Origin of the sequence: Oerskovia paurometabola (assembly GCF_016907365.1) — a bacterium.
Taxonomy (GTDB): Bacteria; Actinomycetota; Actinomycetes; order Actinomycetales; family Cellulomonadaceae; genus Oerskovia; species Oerskovia paurometabola.
The window spans coordinates 3,871,957-3,888,756 of the sequence record NZ_JAFBBV010000001.1; the positions used below are offsets into that span (position 1 = coordinate 3,871,957).

Here is a 16,800-nt window from a genome sequence, read left to right on the forward strand (position 1 = left end):
CGTCATCCAGCCGGCGCACAGGTCACGCGGACTCCTCGGACCGGCCCTCGAACGCTCACAGAACCCGCACACCGGTGGGGGGTGCAATCCCCGGAGGGGCAGGGGCGCCCTCCCGTAGGCTTGCGCCTATGGCTTCCCCTGCGCGTCCCCGTCGACAAGTCAACGCCTATCAGCTCATCGCCCTGCTGCTGGCGTTCGTCCTGGTCTCCGGGGTCGGCGGCGTGCTCGGTGCGGGTCTCCTGATCCCCCTCGCCGCCGGCGCCAGCCAGGCCACCGACAGCAGCGTCCAGATCTTCGAGGAGCTGCCGGACGAGCTCGAGCCAGGACCTCTGGCCGAGCAGTCGCGCGTCTACGCGAACGACGGGACCACGCTGCTCGCGACCTTCTACCAGGAGAACCGCATCGTGGTCCCCCTGGGCGAGGTCTCGGACCACATGAAGAACGCCGTGGTCGCGACCGAGGACAAGCGCTTCTACGAGCACGGCGGGATCGACCCGGAGGGCACCCTCCGCGCGGCGTTCAACAACGCCTCGGGCGGCGCGAAGCAGGGCGGCTCGAGCCTGACGCAGCAGTACGTCAAGAACGTGCTGATCGAGCAGGCCGTGCGTGCCGAGGACCCGATCGCCGTCGAGGCGGTCAAGGAGAGCACCATCGAGCGCAAGGCTCGCGAGGCCAAGCTCGCGATCTCGCTCGAGCAGCGCATGACCAAGGACGAGATCCTCGAGGGATACCTCAACATCGCGCAGTTCGGTATCCGGGTCTACGGCGTCGAGACCGCGGCGCGCCACTACTTCAACACGAAGGCGTCCGACCTGAGCATCGTCCAGGCCGCGACGATCGCCGGCGTGACCAACGCCCCGAGCGCGTACGACCCCGTGTCCAACCCGGCCAGCTCGGAGAAGCGCCGCAACCTCGTGCTCGGTCGCATGCTCGAGCAGGGGTACATCACGCAGCAGGAGCACGACGAGGCCGTCGCGACCCCGCTGGCCGAGACTCTCGACGTCCAGCCCGTGTCCGTGGGCTGCCAGGCCGCGAACGGCGCGGCGTTCTTCTGCGACTACGTCACCAAGGTCATCACCTCGAACCCGATCTTCGGCGAGACGCCCAAGGACCGCCAGGGTCTGCTCTACCGCGGCGGCCTCGACATCACCACGACGCTCGACCCCCGGATGCAGACCGCCGCCGAGACCGAGGTCACGTCGGCGATCCCCGCCTCCGACCCCAGCGGGATCGAGAACGCCCTCGTGACCGTCGAGCCCGGCACGGGCAAGATCCTCGCGATGGCCCAGAACCGTCCCTACGACGCCTCGCTCGAGGCCGCCCCCGGGACCACGGCACAGAACTACAGCGCGGACCAGGCGCACGGCTCGTCCCGCGGGTTCTCCCCGGGATCCACCTGGAAGCCCTTCCTGCTCGCCGAGTGGCTGCGGGCCGGGCACACGCTCAACGAGTCGGTCAACGCGAACCGTCGCGAGTGGAACGTCGGGCGCGACTTCACCTCGTCCTGCACCAAGCTCAACGTCGGCGAGAAGTGGAACCCCAACAACTCCGACGGCCAGGGCAAGGGCAGCATGACGGCCCTGGCCGCGACGACCAACTCGGTCAACACCGCGTACGCCGACATGGCGAGCAAGCTCGACCTCTGCTCCGTGGCCAGCACCGCGAAGTCCGTCGGGTTCGCGCCGTCGCTCACGAAGGACAAGGGCGAGGTGGACATCCGCCCCTCCATGATCATCGGTACCCAGAACTCCTCGCCGCTGCAGATGGCCGCAGCGTTCGCGACCTTCGCGAGCGGCGGCACCTACTGCGAGCCCATCGCCATCACGCGCATCGTCGACCCGAACGGCAAGGAGCTCGAGGTGCCGTCGGCCAACTGCAACCCGAACGCCCTGGACCCGGCGGTGGCGAACACCGTGACCTACGCCCTCAAGAACGTCATGACGGATGGATCGGGCAAGAGGTCGCAGCTCGAGGGGCGCGAGAGCGCCGGGAAGACGGGCACGGCCCAGCTCAACACCCACAACTGGTTCGTCGGCTACACGCCCCAGCTCGCGACGGCGGTCTGGATCGGGAACGCCGAGTCGGACGTCCAGATGCGCAGCAACGGCCGCGGCCGGTTCACCATCAACGGTGTGAGCAGGCAGTGGTGGTTCGGCTCCGACCTCGCGGCCCCCATGTGGAAGAACTACATGACCACGGCCCTCGAGGGCATGCCCGTGGTGAGCTTCCCCGAGCCCGACCCCAAGATGCTCGGCCAGGTCCAGGCTCCTCCGACCACCACCCCGACGACCCCGGGTGGCGGCAACGACGGCGGCGGCGAGACCGGTGGCGGCAACGGCAACGGTGGCGGCAGCAACAACGGCAACGGTGGCGGCGGCAACGGCAACGGCAACGGGAGCGGCGGCAACGGGAACGGCGGCGGCGGCGAGACCGGCGGCGGCAACGGGAACGGCGGCGGCGAGACCGGCACGCCGGGCGGGGAGCAGGACTGACCGGGGCCCGCGTGCACCCCGTGCTCGTCGGCGCCGGCGTCCTCGCCGCCGCCGGAGCGGGGGCGCTCGCCTACGCCCACCTGGAGACCAAGCTGTTCACGCTGCGTGAGGTCACGGTCCCGGTGCTGCCCCGAGGGGCGGCCGACGTGCGTGTGCTGCACTTCTCTGACCTGCACCTGACCCCCACGCAGGAGCGCAAGATCGAGTGGATCAGGTCCCTCGCGGCCCTGCGCCCGGACTTCGTGGTCGACACGGGCGACAACCTGGCCCACGTGGACTCGCTGGAGCCGCTCCTGTACGCCCTCGAGCCGCTCCTGAGCAGCACGCCCGGGACGTTCGTCATGGGGTCGAACGACTACTTCGCCCCCTCGCCCAAGAACCCCGCCCGGTACCTGCTGCCCGACGCGCGGACCGCCCACACGGTCGACCCGCCGAGGCTCCCCGCGGACAAGCTGGCCGCCGCGTTCAGCGCCGCCGGGTGGATCGACCTCACCAACCGCCGCGACGCGATCGACGTCGGCGGCGTGCACATCGACCTGGTGGGCGTCGACGACCCGCACCTCGACCGGGACGTCTTCCCGCCCGCGCAACCACGCACGGTGCGGGACGCCGGGACCGACGCGACGCCGTCGGGCCTGCGGATGGGCGTGGTGCACGCGCCCTACACGCGCGTGCTCGACCAGATGCACGACGACGGCGCCGACGTCATCCTCGCCGGCCACACCCACGGCGGGCAGCTCTGCGTCCCGTTCTACGGGGCGCTCGTGACCAACTGCGACCTGGACCGCGGACGGGCCAAGGGTCTGCACGGCTGGCCGGGCGCACGCCCCGACGCCCCCGGCGGCGAGGCCTCGACCTGGCTCAACGTGTCGGCCGGGGCGGGCACCTCGCCCTACGCACCCTTCCGGTTCGCGTGCCGACCAGAGGCCACGATCGTGACGCTCACGGCACCGTGAGCACGCACTGAGGGGCCGGTTTCGTCGCAGGGGCAAACGTCGGCTATTCTAGGCAGGCTCCAGCGCGCAGGTTTGGCGGGACCTCTCGAGGACCCTCCGCAGACCGGCAGCGACGAGAGCAATCGGGGTGTGGCGCAGCTTGGTAGCGCGCGTCGTTCGGGACGACGAGGTCGCAGGTTCAAATCCTGTCACCCCGACCAGCACGAAGGCCCGGAGTCCACTGGACTCCGGGCCTTCGTCGTTCCCGCTCCCGCGGCGCTCGCCGAGGGCGAGGCCCCCGCCCACCGACGGCGACCCCCGCGGCGCCGAGGGTGACGGCGTAGCTCTCCCGACCGCGACCGCCCTATGCGGGTCCCCCCTTCCGGTGTCACGATGAGGGTCCTGCACCCCCAGCGTCGGAGGTCGTCGTCATGGCCGAGGAGCCGATCGTCATCGTCGGAGGCGGCCTGGCCGCCGCGAAGGCCGCCGAGTCCCTGCGCACCGAGGGGTACGACGGCGACCTCGTGGTCGTCTCGAGCGAGCCGCACCGCCCCTACGAACGTCCGCCGCTCTCGAAGGACTACCTGCGCGGCGAGGCCGAGCGCGACGTCCTGTTCCCCCTGTCCGAGGAGTGGTACGCCGACCACCACGTCGACCTGCGCACCGCGACGCGGGCCGCGGGGATCGACGTCGCCGCACACTCCCTCACGCTGATCGACGGGACGTCGCTGCCGTACGCGCGCCTGCTCCTCGCGACCGGATCGACGCCGCGCTCGTTCGCGGTGCCCGGCGCGGACCTCCAGGGCGTGCACTACCTGCGCACGATCGAGCACGCCGACCTGCTCGCCGCGACGCTCGAGGCCTCGGCCCGCGAGGGCGCGGGTCGGCTCGCCGTCGTGGGCGACGGGTGGATCGGGATGGAGGTCGCGGCCTCGGCGCGCAGCCTCGGCCTGGACGTGACCGTCGTCGGGCGTGCTGTCCACCCGCTGGGCCGCGTGCTCGGACCCCTGCTCGGGGAGATGTACGGCAAGGTCCACGCGGACCACGACGTGCACCTGCACCGCAACGCCCAGGTCGTGGGGATCACGGGCAGCGAGGGGCGGGTCACGGGACTCGACGTCGCGGACGGGACGCACGTGGCCGCCGACGTCGTCGTGGTCGGTGTGGGCGTGACGCCCAACGTCGGTTTCGCGGAGGCCGCGGGGATCGAGCTGCGGGACGCCCGCCTGGGCGGCGGGCTCGCGGTCGACGCGACGCTCGCGACCTCGGCGCCCGACGTCTGGGCCGCAGGGGACATCGCGAGCGTGCCCTCCCCGCGCTACGGTCGCCCGCTGCGCGTCGAGCACTGGGCCGTCGCCCTGGAGACCGGCCCGCACGCCGCGCGCGCCATGCTGGGCTCGCGCGAGCCGTACGACAAGCTGCCCTACTTCTTCTCCGACCAGTACGACGTGGGCATGGAGTACCTGGGGTTCGTCGAGGACCCGGCCGCGACCGAGGTGGTCGTGAGCGGGTCCCTCGAGGACCACGCCCTGGTCGCGTTCTGGGTCGCGGACGACCGGGTCCAGGCGGGCATGGCGGTCGACACGTGGGAGCAGATGGAGCGCGTCGAGGAGATCGTCCGGTCCACCGGGCCGGTCGACCGGGACGCCCTGGAGGCGTTCCGCGCCTGACCGGCCCGGCAAGGCCCGGGACCGGCCCGGCCGGCCCCGCTCCGCCCCCTACGGCACCTCGCGCTGCGCCTGCCCCACGTACTGGCTGAGGGGGCGGATGAGAGCGTTCGCGGACCGCTGCTCGACGACGTGCGCGGTCCAGCCCACGACGCGCGCCGCGACGAACAGGGGCGTGAACGTCGGGGTGTCGAAGCCCATGAGGTGGTAGGCGGGGCCGGTCGGGTAGTCGAGGTTCGGCAGGATGCCCTTGCGCTCGGTCATGGCCGCTTCGAGCGCGTCGTACAGGTCGTCGAGCGCGGTCGCCTCGTCGGTCCCCAGGTGCGCGACGAGGTCGTCGAGCGTCTTCTTCATGGTCGGGACGCGCGAGTCGCCGTGCTTGTAGACGCGGTGGCCGAAGCCCATGATCTTGCGCTTGTCGACCAGCGCCTCGTCGAGCCAGGCTGCGGCCCGGTCGGCCGTCCCGATCTCCGCGAAGGTCGCCATGACGGCCTCGTTCGCGCCGCCGTGCAGGGCACCCTTGAGGGCGCCGATCGCGCCCGTGACGGCCGAGTGCAGGTCGGACAGCGTCGAGGTGATGACGCGGGCCGTGAACGTCGAGGCGTTGAACGAGTGCTCGGCGTACAGGATCATCGAGACCTCGAAGGCCCGCACGACGCACTCGTCGGGCACCTCGCCGAAGGTCATGTGGAGGAAGTTCTCGGCGTAGCCCAGGTCCTCGTCGGGGTCGACGATCTGCTGACCACGGCGTCGGCGCTGGTCGAGGGCGACCACGGCGGGCAGCATGGCCCACAGCCGCAGGGCCTTGGCGTGCTCGGCCTCGGGGGACGAGTCCTCGGCCGTGGGGTCGTGCGCGCCGATGACCGAGACCGCGGTGCGGCACACGTCCATGGGGTGGCAGGTCGTGGGGAGCTCGAGGATCGCGTTGCGCACGGCGCCCGGCAGCGCGCGGTGGGCGCGCTCGACCGCGGTCTGCTCGGCGAGCTGCTCGGGGGTCGGCAGCTCGCCGTGCCACAGGAGGTAGGCGACCTCCTCGAAGCTCTTGCGCGCGGCGAGCTCCTGCACGGGGTAGCCCCGGTAGAGCAGCGAGTTCGTGTCCGGGTTGACCTTGGAGACCGACGTCGTGTCGACGACGACGCCCGCGAGGCCCTTGCGGATCTCGGGAGCGGGAGCGGCCGGGCCCGGGACCGGGGCCGCGGCTCCCGGGGTGGTCGCGGGTGTCCCGACGCTGGGGGTGCTGGTGGTCATGTGCTCACTCCTTCGTGATGCGGGGTCGTGCTGCGGCAGTGCTGGGCGCCCTACGGCCGGTAGGTGAAGATCTCGGTGTCGAAGTGGTTGTAGCCGGCGTAGTCCACCAGCTCGTACAGCCGCGCTCGCGTCTGCATCTCGCCGACCACCCCGTCCTGCGTACCGGTCTCCCGGATCATGTCCAGCGTGCGCTCCGCGGCCCCCATCGCGCTACGCAGGAGGGTCACGGGGTAGATGACGATCTGCACGCCTGCCGCCGCGAGCTGGTCACGGGTGAACAGCTCGGACTTGCCGAACTCCGTCATGTTGGCGAGCACCGGCACGTCGACCGCGGCTGCCACGGCCTCGAACTCCGCGAGGTCGCGCATGGCCTCGGGGAAGATCGCGTCGGCGCCCGCGTCGACGAGCGCCTTCGCACGGTCGATCGCGGTCGCCAGCCCCGCAGGGCCGTCGAGGCTCGCCCGGACGTCGGTGCGGGCCATGACGAGGAAGTTCGGGTCGCGACGGGCGTCGACCGCGGCACGGATGCGCTTGGTCGCGGTCTCGAGGTCGACGGTCGCCTTGCCGTCGAGGTGGCCGCACCGCTTGGGGTTGACCTGGTCCTCGATGTGGCAGCCCGCGACGCCCGCGTCCTCGAGGGTCTGGATGGTGCGCGCGACGTTCATGGGTTCACCGAAGCCCGTGTCGGCATCGACGATCGCGGGCAGGTTCGTCATGCGCGCGATCTGCCCCGCACGGGTTGCGACCTCGGTGAGGGTCGTGAGGCCGATGTCCGGCAGGCCCAGGTCCGCCGAGACGACGGCCCCCGAGATGTACACCCCGTCGAAGCCCTTGTCCTCGATCAGGCGGGCGGAGAGCGGGTTGAACGCGCCGGGGAGCTGGAGCAGCTCGCCGGCCGCGAGCCGGGCGCGCAGCGTGGCCCGCTTGTCCGACGGCGTCGCGTGCGAGTACAGCATCAGTTGCCTCCTGCGGTGGTCGGGCCGGTGGGGTCGTCGGTCGCCTCGTGCATGGTCCAGCCTGCGGCTCCCTCGCCGGGACCGGTCTCGCCGGGTGCCCCGGCGTGCGCCTCGTCCGGGCCCTCCGAGGCACCGGACGCCGCCGGGTGCGCTGCGTCGTCGGGCGTGCTGCTCGTGGCGCCCTGGGAGGGGCGGCCCAGCTCGAAGATGCCCGTGGGTACCGGGACCGCGTCCAGCAGCCCGGGCCGCGCGACGATCGAGAGCTCGCGCACCTCGGCGGGCGTGAGCGACGGGAGGCGCTGCGCGAGGTCGAGGAAGCGCTCGATCTCGGCGGGCTCGAGCACGCCCTCGGCGAGGAGCCGGAACTTGGCGACGTACTGCGCACGGGCGAACGGGCGCGCGCCGAGCGGGTGCGCGTCGGCGACGGCGATCTCGCGGACGATCCGCCCGCCGTCGGCCAGCTCGATCTCGACGCGACCGCCGAACGCCTTCTCGGCCGGGTCGACCGAGTGGTAGCGGCGCGTCCACTCGGGGTCCTCGGCCGTGGTGACCTTGCCCCACAGCGCGACCGTGTCGGCGCGCCCGGCGCGGCCGGGCGTGTACGAGTCGACGTGGTGCCACCCGCCGTCCTGGAGCGCCACCGCGAAGATGTACGGGATGGAGTGGTCGAGGGTCTCGCGCGAGGCGGTCGGGTCGTACTTCTGCGGGTCGTTCGCGCCCGAGCCGATCACGTAGTGCGTGTGGTGGCTCGTGTGGATCACGATGCTCGCGATGTTGTCAGGGTCGGCGAGCCACGGGTGCTCGGCGTGCAGCGCGCGCGCCAGGTCGATGAGCGCCTGCGACTGGTACTCCGCCGAGTGCTCCTTGGTGTACGTGTCGAGGATCGCGGTCTTGGGCTCGCCGGGCGACGGCAGCACGACGTCGTAGCGCCCCTCGGGCCCGTCGAGCAGCCACGCGATCACGCCGTCCTCGCCCTCGTAGATCGGCTCGGGCGACGTCTGCCCGCGCATCGCCCGGTCCACGGCCTCGACCGCGACCTTGCCCGCGAGGGCGGGCGCGTACGCCTTCCACGTCGAGATCTGGCCCTTGCGGGACTGCCGCGTCGCGGTCGTGGTGTGCAAGGCCTGACCGATCGCCTGGAAGATCGTCGTGGTGTCGAGCCCGAGCAGGGTCCCGATCCCGGCCGCTGCCGACGGGCCGAGGTGCGCGACGTGGTCGATCTTGTGCGCGTGCAGGCTGACGGCCCGGACCAGGTCCACCTGGATCTCGTAGCCCGTCGCGATGCCCCGCACGAGCGCCGCCCCGTCGCAGCCCGCGTGCTGGGCGACCGCGAGGATCGGCGGGATGTTGTCCCCCGGGTGCGAGTACTCGGCCGCGAGGAACGTGTCGTGGTAGTCGAGCTCGCGGACCGCGACGCCGTTGGCCCAGGCGGCCCACTCGGGGCTCGTGCGGGTCGCCAGCGGCGTCCCGAAGACCGCCGCGCCCGGCTCGTACGGGTGCGCGAGGGCCTGCCCCCGGGCAGCGACGGCCGGGGCTCGCGTGAGGCTCGCGGCCGCGACGGCCGCGTTGTCGATCACGCGGTTGACGATCATCTCGACGACCTCGTCCGGCACCTCGACCGGGTCGGTCGCGAGCTCGGCGAGCTTCCACGCGAGCTGGTCGGTGCGGGCGAGGTTCTCCGCGGAACGGTGGGTCCGCAGGTGGTGGGTCGTGGGCATCGGTGCCTCCGGTGGTCGGGTGCGGTACGTCGGGGTGCGTCGGGCGTGCTCCCTGCCCGACGGCGTCGCGTGGGCCGAGGGGACGGTTGCGGTCGGCGGGGGCCAGGTGGGGTGCGCGTCGTCAGCCGGGCGGCGGGTTCTCCTGCTCGCCGAGGGCCTTGGCTGCCATGGCGCCGCTGCGTTCGATGTGCTCGCGCATGGCACGCTCGGCCGCGTCCGGGTCGCCGCTCGCGATGGCGGACGCGACCTCACGGTGCTCGTCGACGTGGTCGGTGGTCCCGACGCGCTCACGCGCGGACAGCGAACGGTAGCGGTCGACGTGCCCGCGGATCTGACGCAGCAGCTCGGAGCACCACCGGTTGTCGGCGAGGGCCGCGATCTCGCCGTGGAACTGGGCGCCGATGCGCAGGACCTCGTCCTCGTGGTCGCGCACGGCGTCCATGAGGTCGACGAGGCGGGAGAGGCGCTCGACGTCGGCAGGCCGCGCACGTTCGCACGCGTCCCGGGCGAGCAGTCCTTCGAGGCGTGCCCGGACGTCGTACACGCGGTGCAGGTCGGTGACCGCCAGGGGCGCGACGCGCACTCCCCCGGTCGGCTGCTCGACCACGAGGGCTTCGGCCTGCAGGAGGCGCAGGGCTTCGCGGACGGGGGTGCGGCTCACGCCGAGCTGGGCCGAGAGGACGGGTTCGGTGAGCCGGGCGTCGGCCGCGAGCGTGCCGTCGATGATGCGCTGACGCAGGAGGTCGTAGACCGCGCGAGCCCCGGACTGGCGGCGGACGGCCGCAAGGGGTTCGTCGCGGGGCGGGGACGACGTCGTCGGGGCGCTGACCATGCGACCATCGTGCCACAGCACCTGCGTACTTGTATACAACACTGCTGCCCGCGTGCCTCAGGTCGCCTCACCCCATCTGCGTGATGTGGGCACCAGGAAGTCGTGGAACGCTGAAGAAGTCTCAGCGAAGGAGGAGCTCGAGGTGAGTACAACTACTGGCCGCAGCGTCGGACCCACGAGTGAGTTCAGCCTGTTCTTCCACGTCAAGCCCGGCCAGAGCGAGTCGCTCCGGGCAGCGCTCGACGACCTGCAACACACCCCGGGGTATCTTCCCGGCGACTACGGCATGGCGATCACGACGATTCACGAGGCACGATTCGTGCTCTTCGACGACGACACGCGACTCGCCTTCATCACGAGCTTCGACGGTCCGTGGGACGCCTACATGGACGACTTCTTCAACTCCGGCCCGACGCTCGCGCTCTTCGACCTGATCTTCAGGCACACCGAGGGCTACGTCGGCCTGCCGGACCTCGCCACCGAGAAGGCGTTCATCCTCGGGGCGCAGGAGCGCGCCGCCGCCTACGCACGCAACTACCCCGGCACGGTGAAGGAGATCCTGAAGGCGCAGCGCGTGAACGCGGCCTTCCAGAAAGTGCTCGATCACCCCGACGCCGCGGCCGCCCTGCAGCATCCGGCGCTCCAGCCGCTCCTCGACGAGGCCGGGGACTGAGGTGTCGGATCACATCTCGGGCCCGCGGGCGTTGGCCAACTCGATCGCCGACATCACCGACGTCTTCGCGTTCCCGAGCCCCGACCGGCCGCAGCACCTCGTTCTCGTGATGAACACCCTGCCGTTCGCCAAGGTCTCCGACGCCCTCTCGGAAGGCCTGATCTACCGGTTCCGGGTGCGGCCCCTCACGGCAGCTGTGCCCGGCGACCACGCCCCGTTCTCCGCCGGCCCGGAGCACGGCGCCGAGGAGTTCGTGTTCGACTGCGTCTTCTCTCCGCCGACCAGCGCCGACGGCCAGCCGTTCGAGCAGGAGGGCACCTGCACCACCCCCTCCGGAGAGACCGTGTCGTTCCGCGTCAACGACGAGGACGGCGGTTCCGCGCACGGCGTGCGGGTCTTCGCCGGTGCGCGCTGGGATCCGTTCATCCTCGATGCCCCCGCCGCCCTGAAGACCGTCGCGATCGGCGAGCTCGCCTTCGCGGAACGCGGCTCGATCTACATGGATGGCAAGAACGTCCTGGGACTGGTCGTCGAGATCGACCCTGCGCTGTTGGGCGGCGCCACGTTGGTCGGCGTCGTCGCCGAGACACTGACGCGCGGCGTGTTCAACGTCCGGATCGAGCGCGTCGGGCGACCCGAGGTGAAGAACCTGATGCTCGGGCCGATGCAGTTCGATCGGGTCAACCAGGACCTCGAGATCCGCGACCTCTACAACATGGAGGACGCGTTCCACATCCAGCACGGCTACGAGGGCGCCTACCGGGCACGGCTCGACGCCAACCTTGCGTTCTGGGACAGCCTCGACGGCAAGACCGACTGGCCGACGATCGACGGCGTCCATCCGCTGACCGAGCTCGTGCTTGCCGACTACCTGGTCGTCGATCTCTCCAAGCCCTACCAGGAGAAGGGTTCGTTCCTCGAGATCGAACTCGCTTCCCGCAGGGGACGAGCCCACGCGACCTGCGGGGGGCGCACGATCAACGACGACGTGATGGACGTGTTCTTCACGACGCTGATCAACGCCGGCAACGGACCGATCATCCGCGACGGGGTGGACGGCTCGTCCCGGCCGGCCTCGCAGACCTTCCCGTACCTCTCGGCTCCCAACCCCCGTCCACCAGAGAAGCCGGAGCACCACTGAGCATGGCTGAGACGGGGAGCGTCACGCTCGAGCTCGATGACATCCAGAGTGGCGCCCTGCACGAGCGCCCCTCCCCCTATGTCGGCACCTACCTGATGCTGCGCATCGACGAGCGCGCCGACGGCCATGAGCTCGTCCGGCGGCTGACAGCCCTCGTGAGCTCGGGGACGCAGTCGCTCGATCCCGCCAACGACGCCTGGTTCACCGTCGCGTTCACCTACCACGGGCTGAAGGCGCTCGGAGTTCCTCAGGAATCCCTGGACAGCTTCACGCCGGAGTTCCGGGAAGGGATGGCCGCGCGGGCGGAGCACCTGGGAGACGTCGGCGAGAGCAGTCCTGAGAACTGGGAGAAGCCGCTCGGCACTCCCGACGTCCACATCGCCATCGCGGTCATCTCCCCCGACATCGCCCGTCTCGAGGCCGTCACCGAGAAGGCTCGCCTCGCCCACCAGGAGCTGGCGGGCATCTCGGTCGTCTGGCGTCAGGACTGCTACCAGCTCCCGACCGGGCGCACGTCGTTCGGCTTCAAGGACGGCATCGGCCAGCCGGCCGTCGAGGGCAGCGGCAGGGCGCCGTCGAACCCGCACGAACCGCCGCTCAAGGCCGGCGAGATCATCCTCGGCTATCCCGACGAGACCGGCGGGCTGCCGCCGATGCCGAGCCCCGACATCCTGGGCCGCAACGGCACCTACGTCGTCTTCCGGAAGCTGCACACCAAGGTTGCGGCCTACCGGCAGTACCTCCGCGCGCGAGCGGCGAACCGTGAAGAGGAGGCGCTGCTGGGGGCGAAGATGGTCGGACGCTGGCAGAGCGGAGCCCCGCTGGCCGTGGCGCCCGACGTCGACGACGCCCAGCTCGGCGGCGATCCGCAGCGGAACAACGCCTTTCTCTACGGCGACGACCCTCGTGGCTTCAAGTGCCCGGTCGGCGCCCACGCACGACGTGCCAACCCGCGCGACGCGCTGGCCGACGACGGCAGCACGGACGTCCGCCTGCACCGCATGATCCGGCGCGGTACGAGCTACGGCCCGATGCTCCCCGACGGCGAGCTGGAGGACGACGGAGCGGACCGCGGCATCATCTTCGTGTTCGCCGGCGCCCACATCAAGCGGCAGTTCGAGTTCGTCAAGACCCAGTGGCTCAACGACGGGATCTTCATCGGCGCCCCTGACGAAGCAGACCCGATCGTCGGCTCCCCCCACCACACGAACAGCTTCACGATCCCCCGGCGACCGATCCGACGCCGCCTGCAGGACCTTCCGCCGTTCGTGATCACGCGTGGGGGCGAGTACTGCTTCGCCCCGAGCCTCTCGGCCATGCGTTGGCTGGCGGAGCTGCCGCATTCCGTCTCGACCGAGGAGAGCACGCCATGAGCACGCCCCCCGAGGGCACCGACCGCTGGAAGGCGCTCGATTTCGCCCCGCCGGCCGCAGACGCCCCCGAACCCGAGTCCTCCGTCCTCGTCGAGTACCAGCACGACGACCAGATCGCCGTGGTCACGCTCAACCGGCCGCACGCCGACAACGCGATCACGACCGAGATGGGTGCTCGACTGACCGAGATCGTCGAGACGATCGCCGTGCGCACCGCCGTCCGCGTCGTCGTGCTCACGGGCGCCGGCAAGCGCGCGTTCTCCGTCGGCAGCGACCTCCGACAGCGCAGGAGCATGACGAAGGAGGACTGGCTTCGCCAGCGCCAGGCCTTCGATCGAACGCTGTACACCGTGCGGCAGCTGCGCAAGCCGCTCTTCGCCGCCGTGAACGGCATCGCCTATGGCGGCGGGTGCGAGCTCGCCCAGAGCTGCGACTTCATCATCGCCTCCGAGAACGCCACGTTCGGGCAGCCGGAGGCGATGCTCGGCCTCTCCGCCGGTGGTGGCTCCCCGGTGTTCCTGCCACGCCTGCTCGGTCCGGGCAGAGCACTGCAGATGCTCATGACCGGCGACCCGATCTCCGCGGCCGAAGCCCACCGGCTCGGCATGGTCAACGAAGTCCACGACCAGGACGACCTGGCGGCCGCGGCCGCTCGGATCGCGGAGAAGATCGCCGGCAACTCCCCGACGGCGGTCCAGGCCGTCAAGCGGGCCGTGCAGCTCGGCGAGGGGCAGCCCGTGGAGCAGGCCATCGCCATCATGATGGAGGCGCACTGGCGCTCGGCCGTGCACCCGGACCGCATCGAGGGCATCGGAGCCTTCAACGAGGGCCGGGACCCGGTCTTCCGCGATGCCGACTACTGAACCCGGCCTACGAGGAGGCAGAGCGATGACGATTCCCGACGAGGTCATCCGTGCGCGCGCTGCGCTGCAGATGATCAACCCAGCCCCGTACAACGCGGAGGCGCCGCCCGCGGCGCTCACCGAGGAGATCACCCCGACCGAGCTCCACTACGTGCGCAGCAACTTCCCGCTGCCCGAGCACGACGGCACGCTCGAGATCGGCGGCGCGGTGGAGCACCCGCTGACCCTCACGCTCGAGGACCTTCGTGCCTTCCCTGCGCACGAACGCGCTGTCACGCTCGAGTGCGCCGGCAACGGACGCCTCGAGATGCGTCCACTGCCCACCGGTGAGCCATGGGGCGACTACGCCGTCTCGACCGCCCGCTGGAAGGGCGCTCTGCTGCACGAGGTGCTGGCACAGGCGCGGCCGCACGACGACGGCGTCGACGTGCGGTTCGAGGGCGCCGATCACGGCGCGTACCACCTGGCCGCGGTGCTCGCCGACACCGACACCGAGGACATGCACTTCGTCCGCTCCCTGCCGCTGGACCACGTCGCCGATCCCGCTTCCGAGATCCTCATCGCGTACGAGATGAACGGCAAGCCCCTCGGCCAGGACCACGGTGCGCCGTTCCGGATCATCGTGCCGCACTGGTATGCCGTGGCGTCGGTCAAGTGGCTCCAGCGCATCGACGTCTTGACCGAGCCGTACGTCGGCGAGTTCCAGACGGGGCACTACATCTACGAGTGGGCCGATCGGGCCCCGGAGCCCGTCGACCTCATGCGCGTCAGGGCGCGCGTCACCGCTCCCGCTGCTGGCTCGACCGTGCCCGCGGGCACCGTCGAGGTGCGCGGGAAGGCCTGGTCGGGTACCGGCCCCATCGCACGTGTCGACGTGAGCCTCACGGGCGCCGGCGAGTGGCGCGAGGCCCACCTCGCTCCGCCGACGGGCCCGTACCACTGGCAGGCGTGGTCGTTCGACTGGGAGGACGCCGCGGTCGGGCGCCACACGCTCCGTGTCAGGGCGACCGATGCGGCGGGGAACGTGCAACCGGAGGTGCCGCAGTGGAACCGACTCGGCTACGGCAACAACGCCATCGAGGTCATCTACGTCGACGTGGTCTGACCAGGGCGAGCGACGTGTCTGCCGCAACGGTGGCGTCCACTGCCGTCAGCGGAATCCGGGGCCCGTCTCGCCCTCGGTCGCCGCGTCGGCGAAGGGGGTCATCCGTTCTCCCAGCTCCTGGTGCCAAGCGGCGAGGCCGTCGAGCGGGACCGGGCTGCGCTTGGTCGATCCGCGCCCCTGGTCCGACCACAACGGCGGATAGACGCTGAGACCCTGGCTCGGCGGGAGCGCTTCCAGGTCGTCGACCCAACCTGGCCAGCGCAGGTCGGCCACGTACTCGGCCAGCCCGCCGCTCACGGCCCACTCCGCGAAGGCCCCGAGGCCGAAGCCCAGGACGTGCCACTCGAGCGTGTCGGGCGCGAAGTAGTGCACGTCCCCGAGCGGGCCGGGCAGGCCGCCACCGTTGACCGCGAACGTCCCGCCGAGCACGTCGAACGCGACGACGAGCCTCTGGGGCGCGACGGCCCCCTCCTCCGGGTCGCCGAGCCCGTTGATCGTGGCGAGGTCCGGGAGTCCGTACGCGCCCCCACCGAGGAGTCGGAGCCACCCGTGGTCGACGAGCACGCCGCCCGTGTGGAGCGCAAGGGCTCCCAGGGTCGAGCGCGTCGTGATCTGGAGGCGGTAGAGGACCTCGGGGGCCCACTCAGGGGGGGCAAGGACCTCGACTCCCGGCCGTTGGAACATCCGGGCGAGCGTTGGCCAGGCAGGTTCGGCGACCTGCGTGAGATCCGCGACCGACTTGATGCCCATGATCGGGGATCATGCCACGTCGGGCAGTGAATTCCGACACCTTCCGGCGGATCCGTTACCTGATCCGCCCCATGTGTGCATCTTTTCCCGACTTTCCTGGCGTGCAAACTCCGGAATTCCGCCGAAAACCACCCGCGGGACGGTCCGCCTGGCGAGACTAGCGCTCGGCGTTCCCTGCCTGCGCGACCACTGCTCCGACGTCCACCCGGGGCGTGGCCCCACCGTCGACGGCTGCCGCGGTGCCGTAGGTCCCGGCACGCTGCCGCCCCGAGACGACCGCGTAGCCCAGCCCCACCACGACTGCTCCGCCCACCAGGTTGCCCAGCCCGACGAACAGCAGGTTGCGCCCGAACTCGCCCCAGGTGGTGAGGGCCTCGGGGCTGAAGAGGCCGATGCTGAACGTCGTCATGTTCGCGACGACGTGCTCGAACCCCGAGGAGATGAACGCGAAGATCGCCCAGAAGATGATGATCGCCTTGCCCGCCTCCGAGCGCAGGCGTCCGCACGCCCAGATCGCGGCGCACACCAGGATGTTGCACAGGACGCCGCGGAAGAAGAGCTGGCCGCCGGACTCGTGGCCCTTGCCCGCGAGCATCGACGCGATCATCTCGCCCGCAGCGGCGTTGGTGTGCAGGATGCCGGACTGCACGACCATCCAGCCGAACAGCATGGAGCCGAGCAGGTTCCCGCCGAAGCAGAACAGCAGCGTCCCGACGGCGGAGCGCACCGGGATCGTCCGGGTCACCGCTCCCTGGGTCAGGATCATCATGGCCGACGTGCTGAGCTCGGCCCCGGCGAACACGACGAGCGTCAGGGCGACGGCGAACACCCCGCCTGCCACGAGCCGTTCCGCGGGCGCCCCGGCCGCGAGGAAGGGTCCGGCCGTGGTGACCATGAGGACCACGCCGACGCCGATGTACGCGCCTGCGAGCATCGCGGCCACGAGATAGCGCCACGGGTGCCGGGTGCCCGCCACCTTGGTGCGAGCCGCACGGGACTGCTCGGTCAGGTTCTCGGAGAGGCTCAGCACCCTCTCATGATGACCCC

At 71.1% G+C, this 16,800-nt stretch carries 13 protein-coding genes, 1 tRNA gene and 1 pseudogene; 9 read left to right on the forward strand and 6 right to left on the reverse strand.

The genetic code is table 11. The features are described 5' to 3' along the window. Positions 1 to 128: 128 nt before the first annotated feature. From JOD48_RS17240 to JOD48_RS17255, 4 genes are all read left to right on the forward strand, one after another. Positions 129 to 2,492: a transglycosylase domain-containing protein gene (locus tag JOD48_RS17240; protein ID WP_204809896.1), complete on the forward strand. Its 2,364-nt coding sequence runs from the start codon at positions 129 to 131 to the stop codon at positions 2,490 to 2,492. Between the two features lie 20 nt (positions 2,493 to 2,512). Further along, positions 2,513 to 3,448, forward strand: a complete 936-nt coding sequence (locus JOD48_RS17245; protein ID WP_307824230.1) for a metallophosphoesterase — start codon at positions 2,513 to 2,515, stop codon at positions 3,446 to 3,448. A 123-nt stretch (positions 3,449 to 3,571) separates the two neighbouring features. Continuing rightward, positions 3,572 to 3,648 (forward strand) — tRNA-Pro (locus tag JOD48_RS17250). Positions 3,649 to 3,858: 210 nt separating this feature from the next. Then, complete coding sequence (locus tag JOD48_RS17255; protein WP_191789622.1) at positions 3,859 to 5,097, forward strand: NAD(P)/FAD-dependent oxidoreductase; 1,239 nt, start codon at positions 3,859 to 3,861, stop codon at positions 5,095 to 5,097. A gap of 48 nt (positions 5,098 to 5,145) precedes the next feature. Here JOD48_RS17255 and JOD48_RS17260 read toward each other — a convergent pair whose 3' ends face one another. The 4 genes and pseudogenes from JOD48_RS17260 to JOD48_RS17275 form a co-directional block, all read right to left on the reverse strand. Then, positions 5,146 to 6,342, reverse strand: a complete 1,197-nt coding sequence (locus JOD48_RS17260) for a bifunctional 2-methylcitrate synthase/citrate synthase (RefSeq protein WP_191789623.1) — start codon at positions 6,340 to 6,342, stop codon at positions 5,146 to 5,148. 50 nt (positions 6,343 to 6,392) lie between these two features. Further along, positions 6,393 to 7,298, reverse strand: a complete 906-nt coding sequence (gene prpB, locus JOD48_RS17265; RefSeq protein WP_191789624.1) for a methylisocitrate lyase — start codon at positions 7,296 to 7,298, stop codon at positions 6,393 to 6,395. Positions 7,299 to 7,501: 203 nt separating this feature from the next. Beyond that, positions 7,502 to 9,016, reverse strand: a pseudogene (locus JOD48_RS17270) (MmgE/PrpD family protein); the annotation flags it as partial. Positions 9,017 to 9,137: 121 nt separating this feature from the next. After that, positions 9,138 to 9,848 (reverse strand): GntR family transcriptional regulator, encoded by a 711-nt coding sequence (locus tag JOD48_RS17275; protein WP_191789625.1) that lies wholly within the window; start codon positions 9,846 to 9,848, stop codon positions 9,138 to 9,140. 52 nt (positions 9,849 to 9,900) lie between these two features. On the opposite strand from JOD48_RS17275, the gene JOD48_RS17280 reads away from it, so the two are divergent. The 5 genes from JOD48_RS17280 to JOD48_RS17300 are packed head-to-tail and all read left to right on the forward strand — an operon-like array spanning position 9,901 to position 15,003. Next, entirely contained in the window at positions 9,901 to 10,521 is a 621-nt protein-coding gene (locus JOD48_RS17280; protein ID WP_204809898.1) for a hypothetical protein, read from the forward strand. A 1-nt stretch (position 10,522) separates the two neighbouring features. Beyond that, a complete protein-coding gene (locus tag JOD48_RS17285; RefSeq protein WP_204809899.1) occupies positions 10,523 to 11,662 on the forward strand; it encodes a DUF4331 family protein in 1,140 nt (379 codons plus the stop codon). A gap of 2 nt (positions 11,663 to 11,664) precedes the next feature. After that, the gene (locus JOD48_RS17290; protein WP_191789628.1) at positions 11,665 to 13,035 is read left to right on the forward strand and encodes a Dyp-type peroxidase; all 1,371 of its coding nucleotides are present in this window, start codon (positions 11,665 to 11,667) and stop codon (positions 13,033 to 13,035) included. Next, the gene (locus JOD48_RS17295) at positions 13,032 to 13,898 is read left to right on the forward strand and encodes an enoyl-CoA hydratase/isomerase family protein (RefSeq protein ID WP_191789629.1); all 867 of its coding nucleotides are present in this window, start codon (positions 13,032 to 13,034) and stop codon (positions 13,896 to 13,898) included. The genes JOD48_RS17290 and JOD48_RS17295 overlap by 4 nt, the downstream gene beginning before the upstream one ends. A gap of 25 nt (positions 13,899 to 13,923) precedes the next feature. Then, positions 13,924 to 15,003 (forward strand): sulfite oxidase, encoded by a 1,080-nt coding sequence (locus JOD48_RS17300; RefSeq protein ID WP_191789630.1) that lies wholly within the window; start codon positions 13,924 to 13,926, stop codon positions 15,001 to 15,003. A 45-nt stretch (positions 15,004 to 15,048) separates the two neighbouring features. Here the strand turns inward: JOD48_RS17300 and JOD48_RS17305 are convergent, their stop codons facing one another. Together JOD48_RS17305 and JOD48_RS17310 are read right to left on the reverse strand one after the other, a co-directional pair. Next, the gene (locus JOD48_RS17305) at positions 15,049 to 15,753 is read right to left on the reverse strand and encodes a DUF2625 family protein (protein ID WP_204809900.1); all 705 of its coding nucleotides are present in this window, start codon (positions 15,751 to 15,753) and stop codon (positions 15,049 to 15,051) included. 157 nt (positions 15,754 to 15,910) lie between these two features. Then, positions 15,911 to 16,783 carry a formate/nitrite transporter family protein gene (locus tag JOD48_RS17310; protein ID WP_204809901.1) on the reverse strand — a complete coding sequence of 291 codons (873 nt, stop codon included), beginning with the start codon at positions 16,781 to 16,783 and terminating at the stop codon, positions 15,911 to 15,913. Between the last annotated feature and the right edge of the window lie 17 nt (positions 16,784 to 16,800).

Coding starts and splice junctions, on each gene's coding strand:
- JOD48_RS17300 (WP_191789630.1), top strand. CDS start 13,924: ATGACGATTCCCGACGAGGTCATCCGTGCGCGCGCTGCGCTGCAGATG.
- JOD48_RS17305 (WP_204809900.1), bottom strand. CDS start 15,753: ATGGGCATCAAGTCGGTCGCGGATCTCACGCAGGTCGCCGAACCTGCC.
- prpB (WP_191789624.1), bottom strand. CDS start 7,298: ATGCTGTACTCGCACGCGACGCCGTCGGACAAGCGGGCCACGCTGCGC.
- JOD48_RS17295 (WP_191789629.1), top strand. CDS start 13,032: ATGAGCACGCCCCCCGAGGGCACCGACCGCTGGAAGGCGCTCGATTTC.
- JOD48_RS17260 (WP_191789623.1), bottom strand. CDS start 6,342: ATGACCACCAGCACCCCCAGCGTCGGGACACCCGCGACCACCCCGGGA.
- JOD48_RS17255 (WP_191789622.1), top strand. CDS start 3,859: ATGGCCGAGGAGCCGATCGTCATCGTCGGAGGCGGCCTGGCCGCCGCG.
- JOD48_RS17240 (WP_204809896.1), top strand. CDS start 129: ATGGCTTCCCCTGCGCGTCCCCGTCGACAAGTCAACGCCTATCAGCTC.
- JOD48_RS17290 (WP_191789628.1), top strand. CDS start 11,665: ATGGCTGAGACGGGGAGCGTCACGCTCGAGCTCGATGACATCCAGAGT.
- JOD48_RS17275 (WP_191789625.1), bottom strand. CDS start 9,848: ATGGTCAGCGCCCCGACGACGTCGTCCCCGCCCCGCGACGAACCCCTT.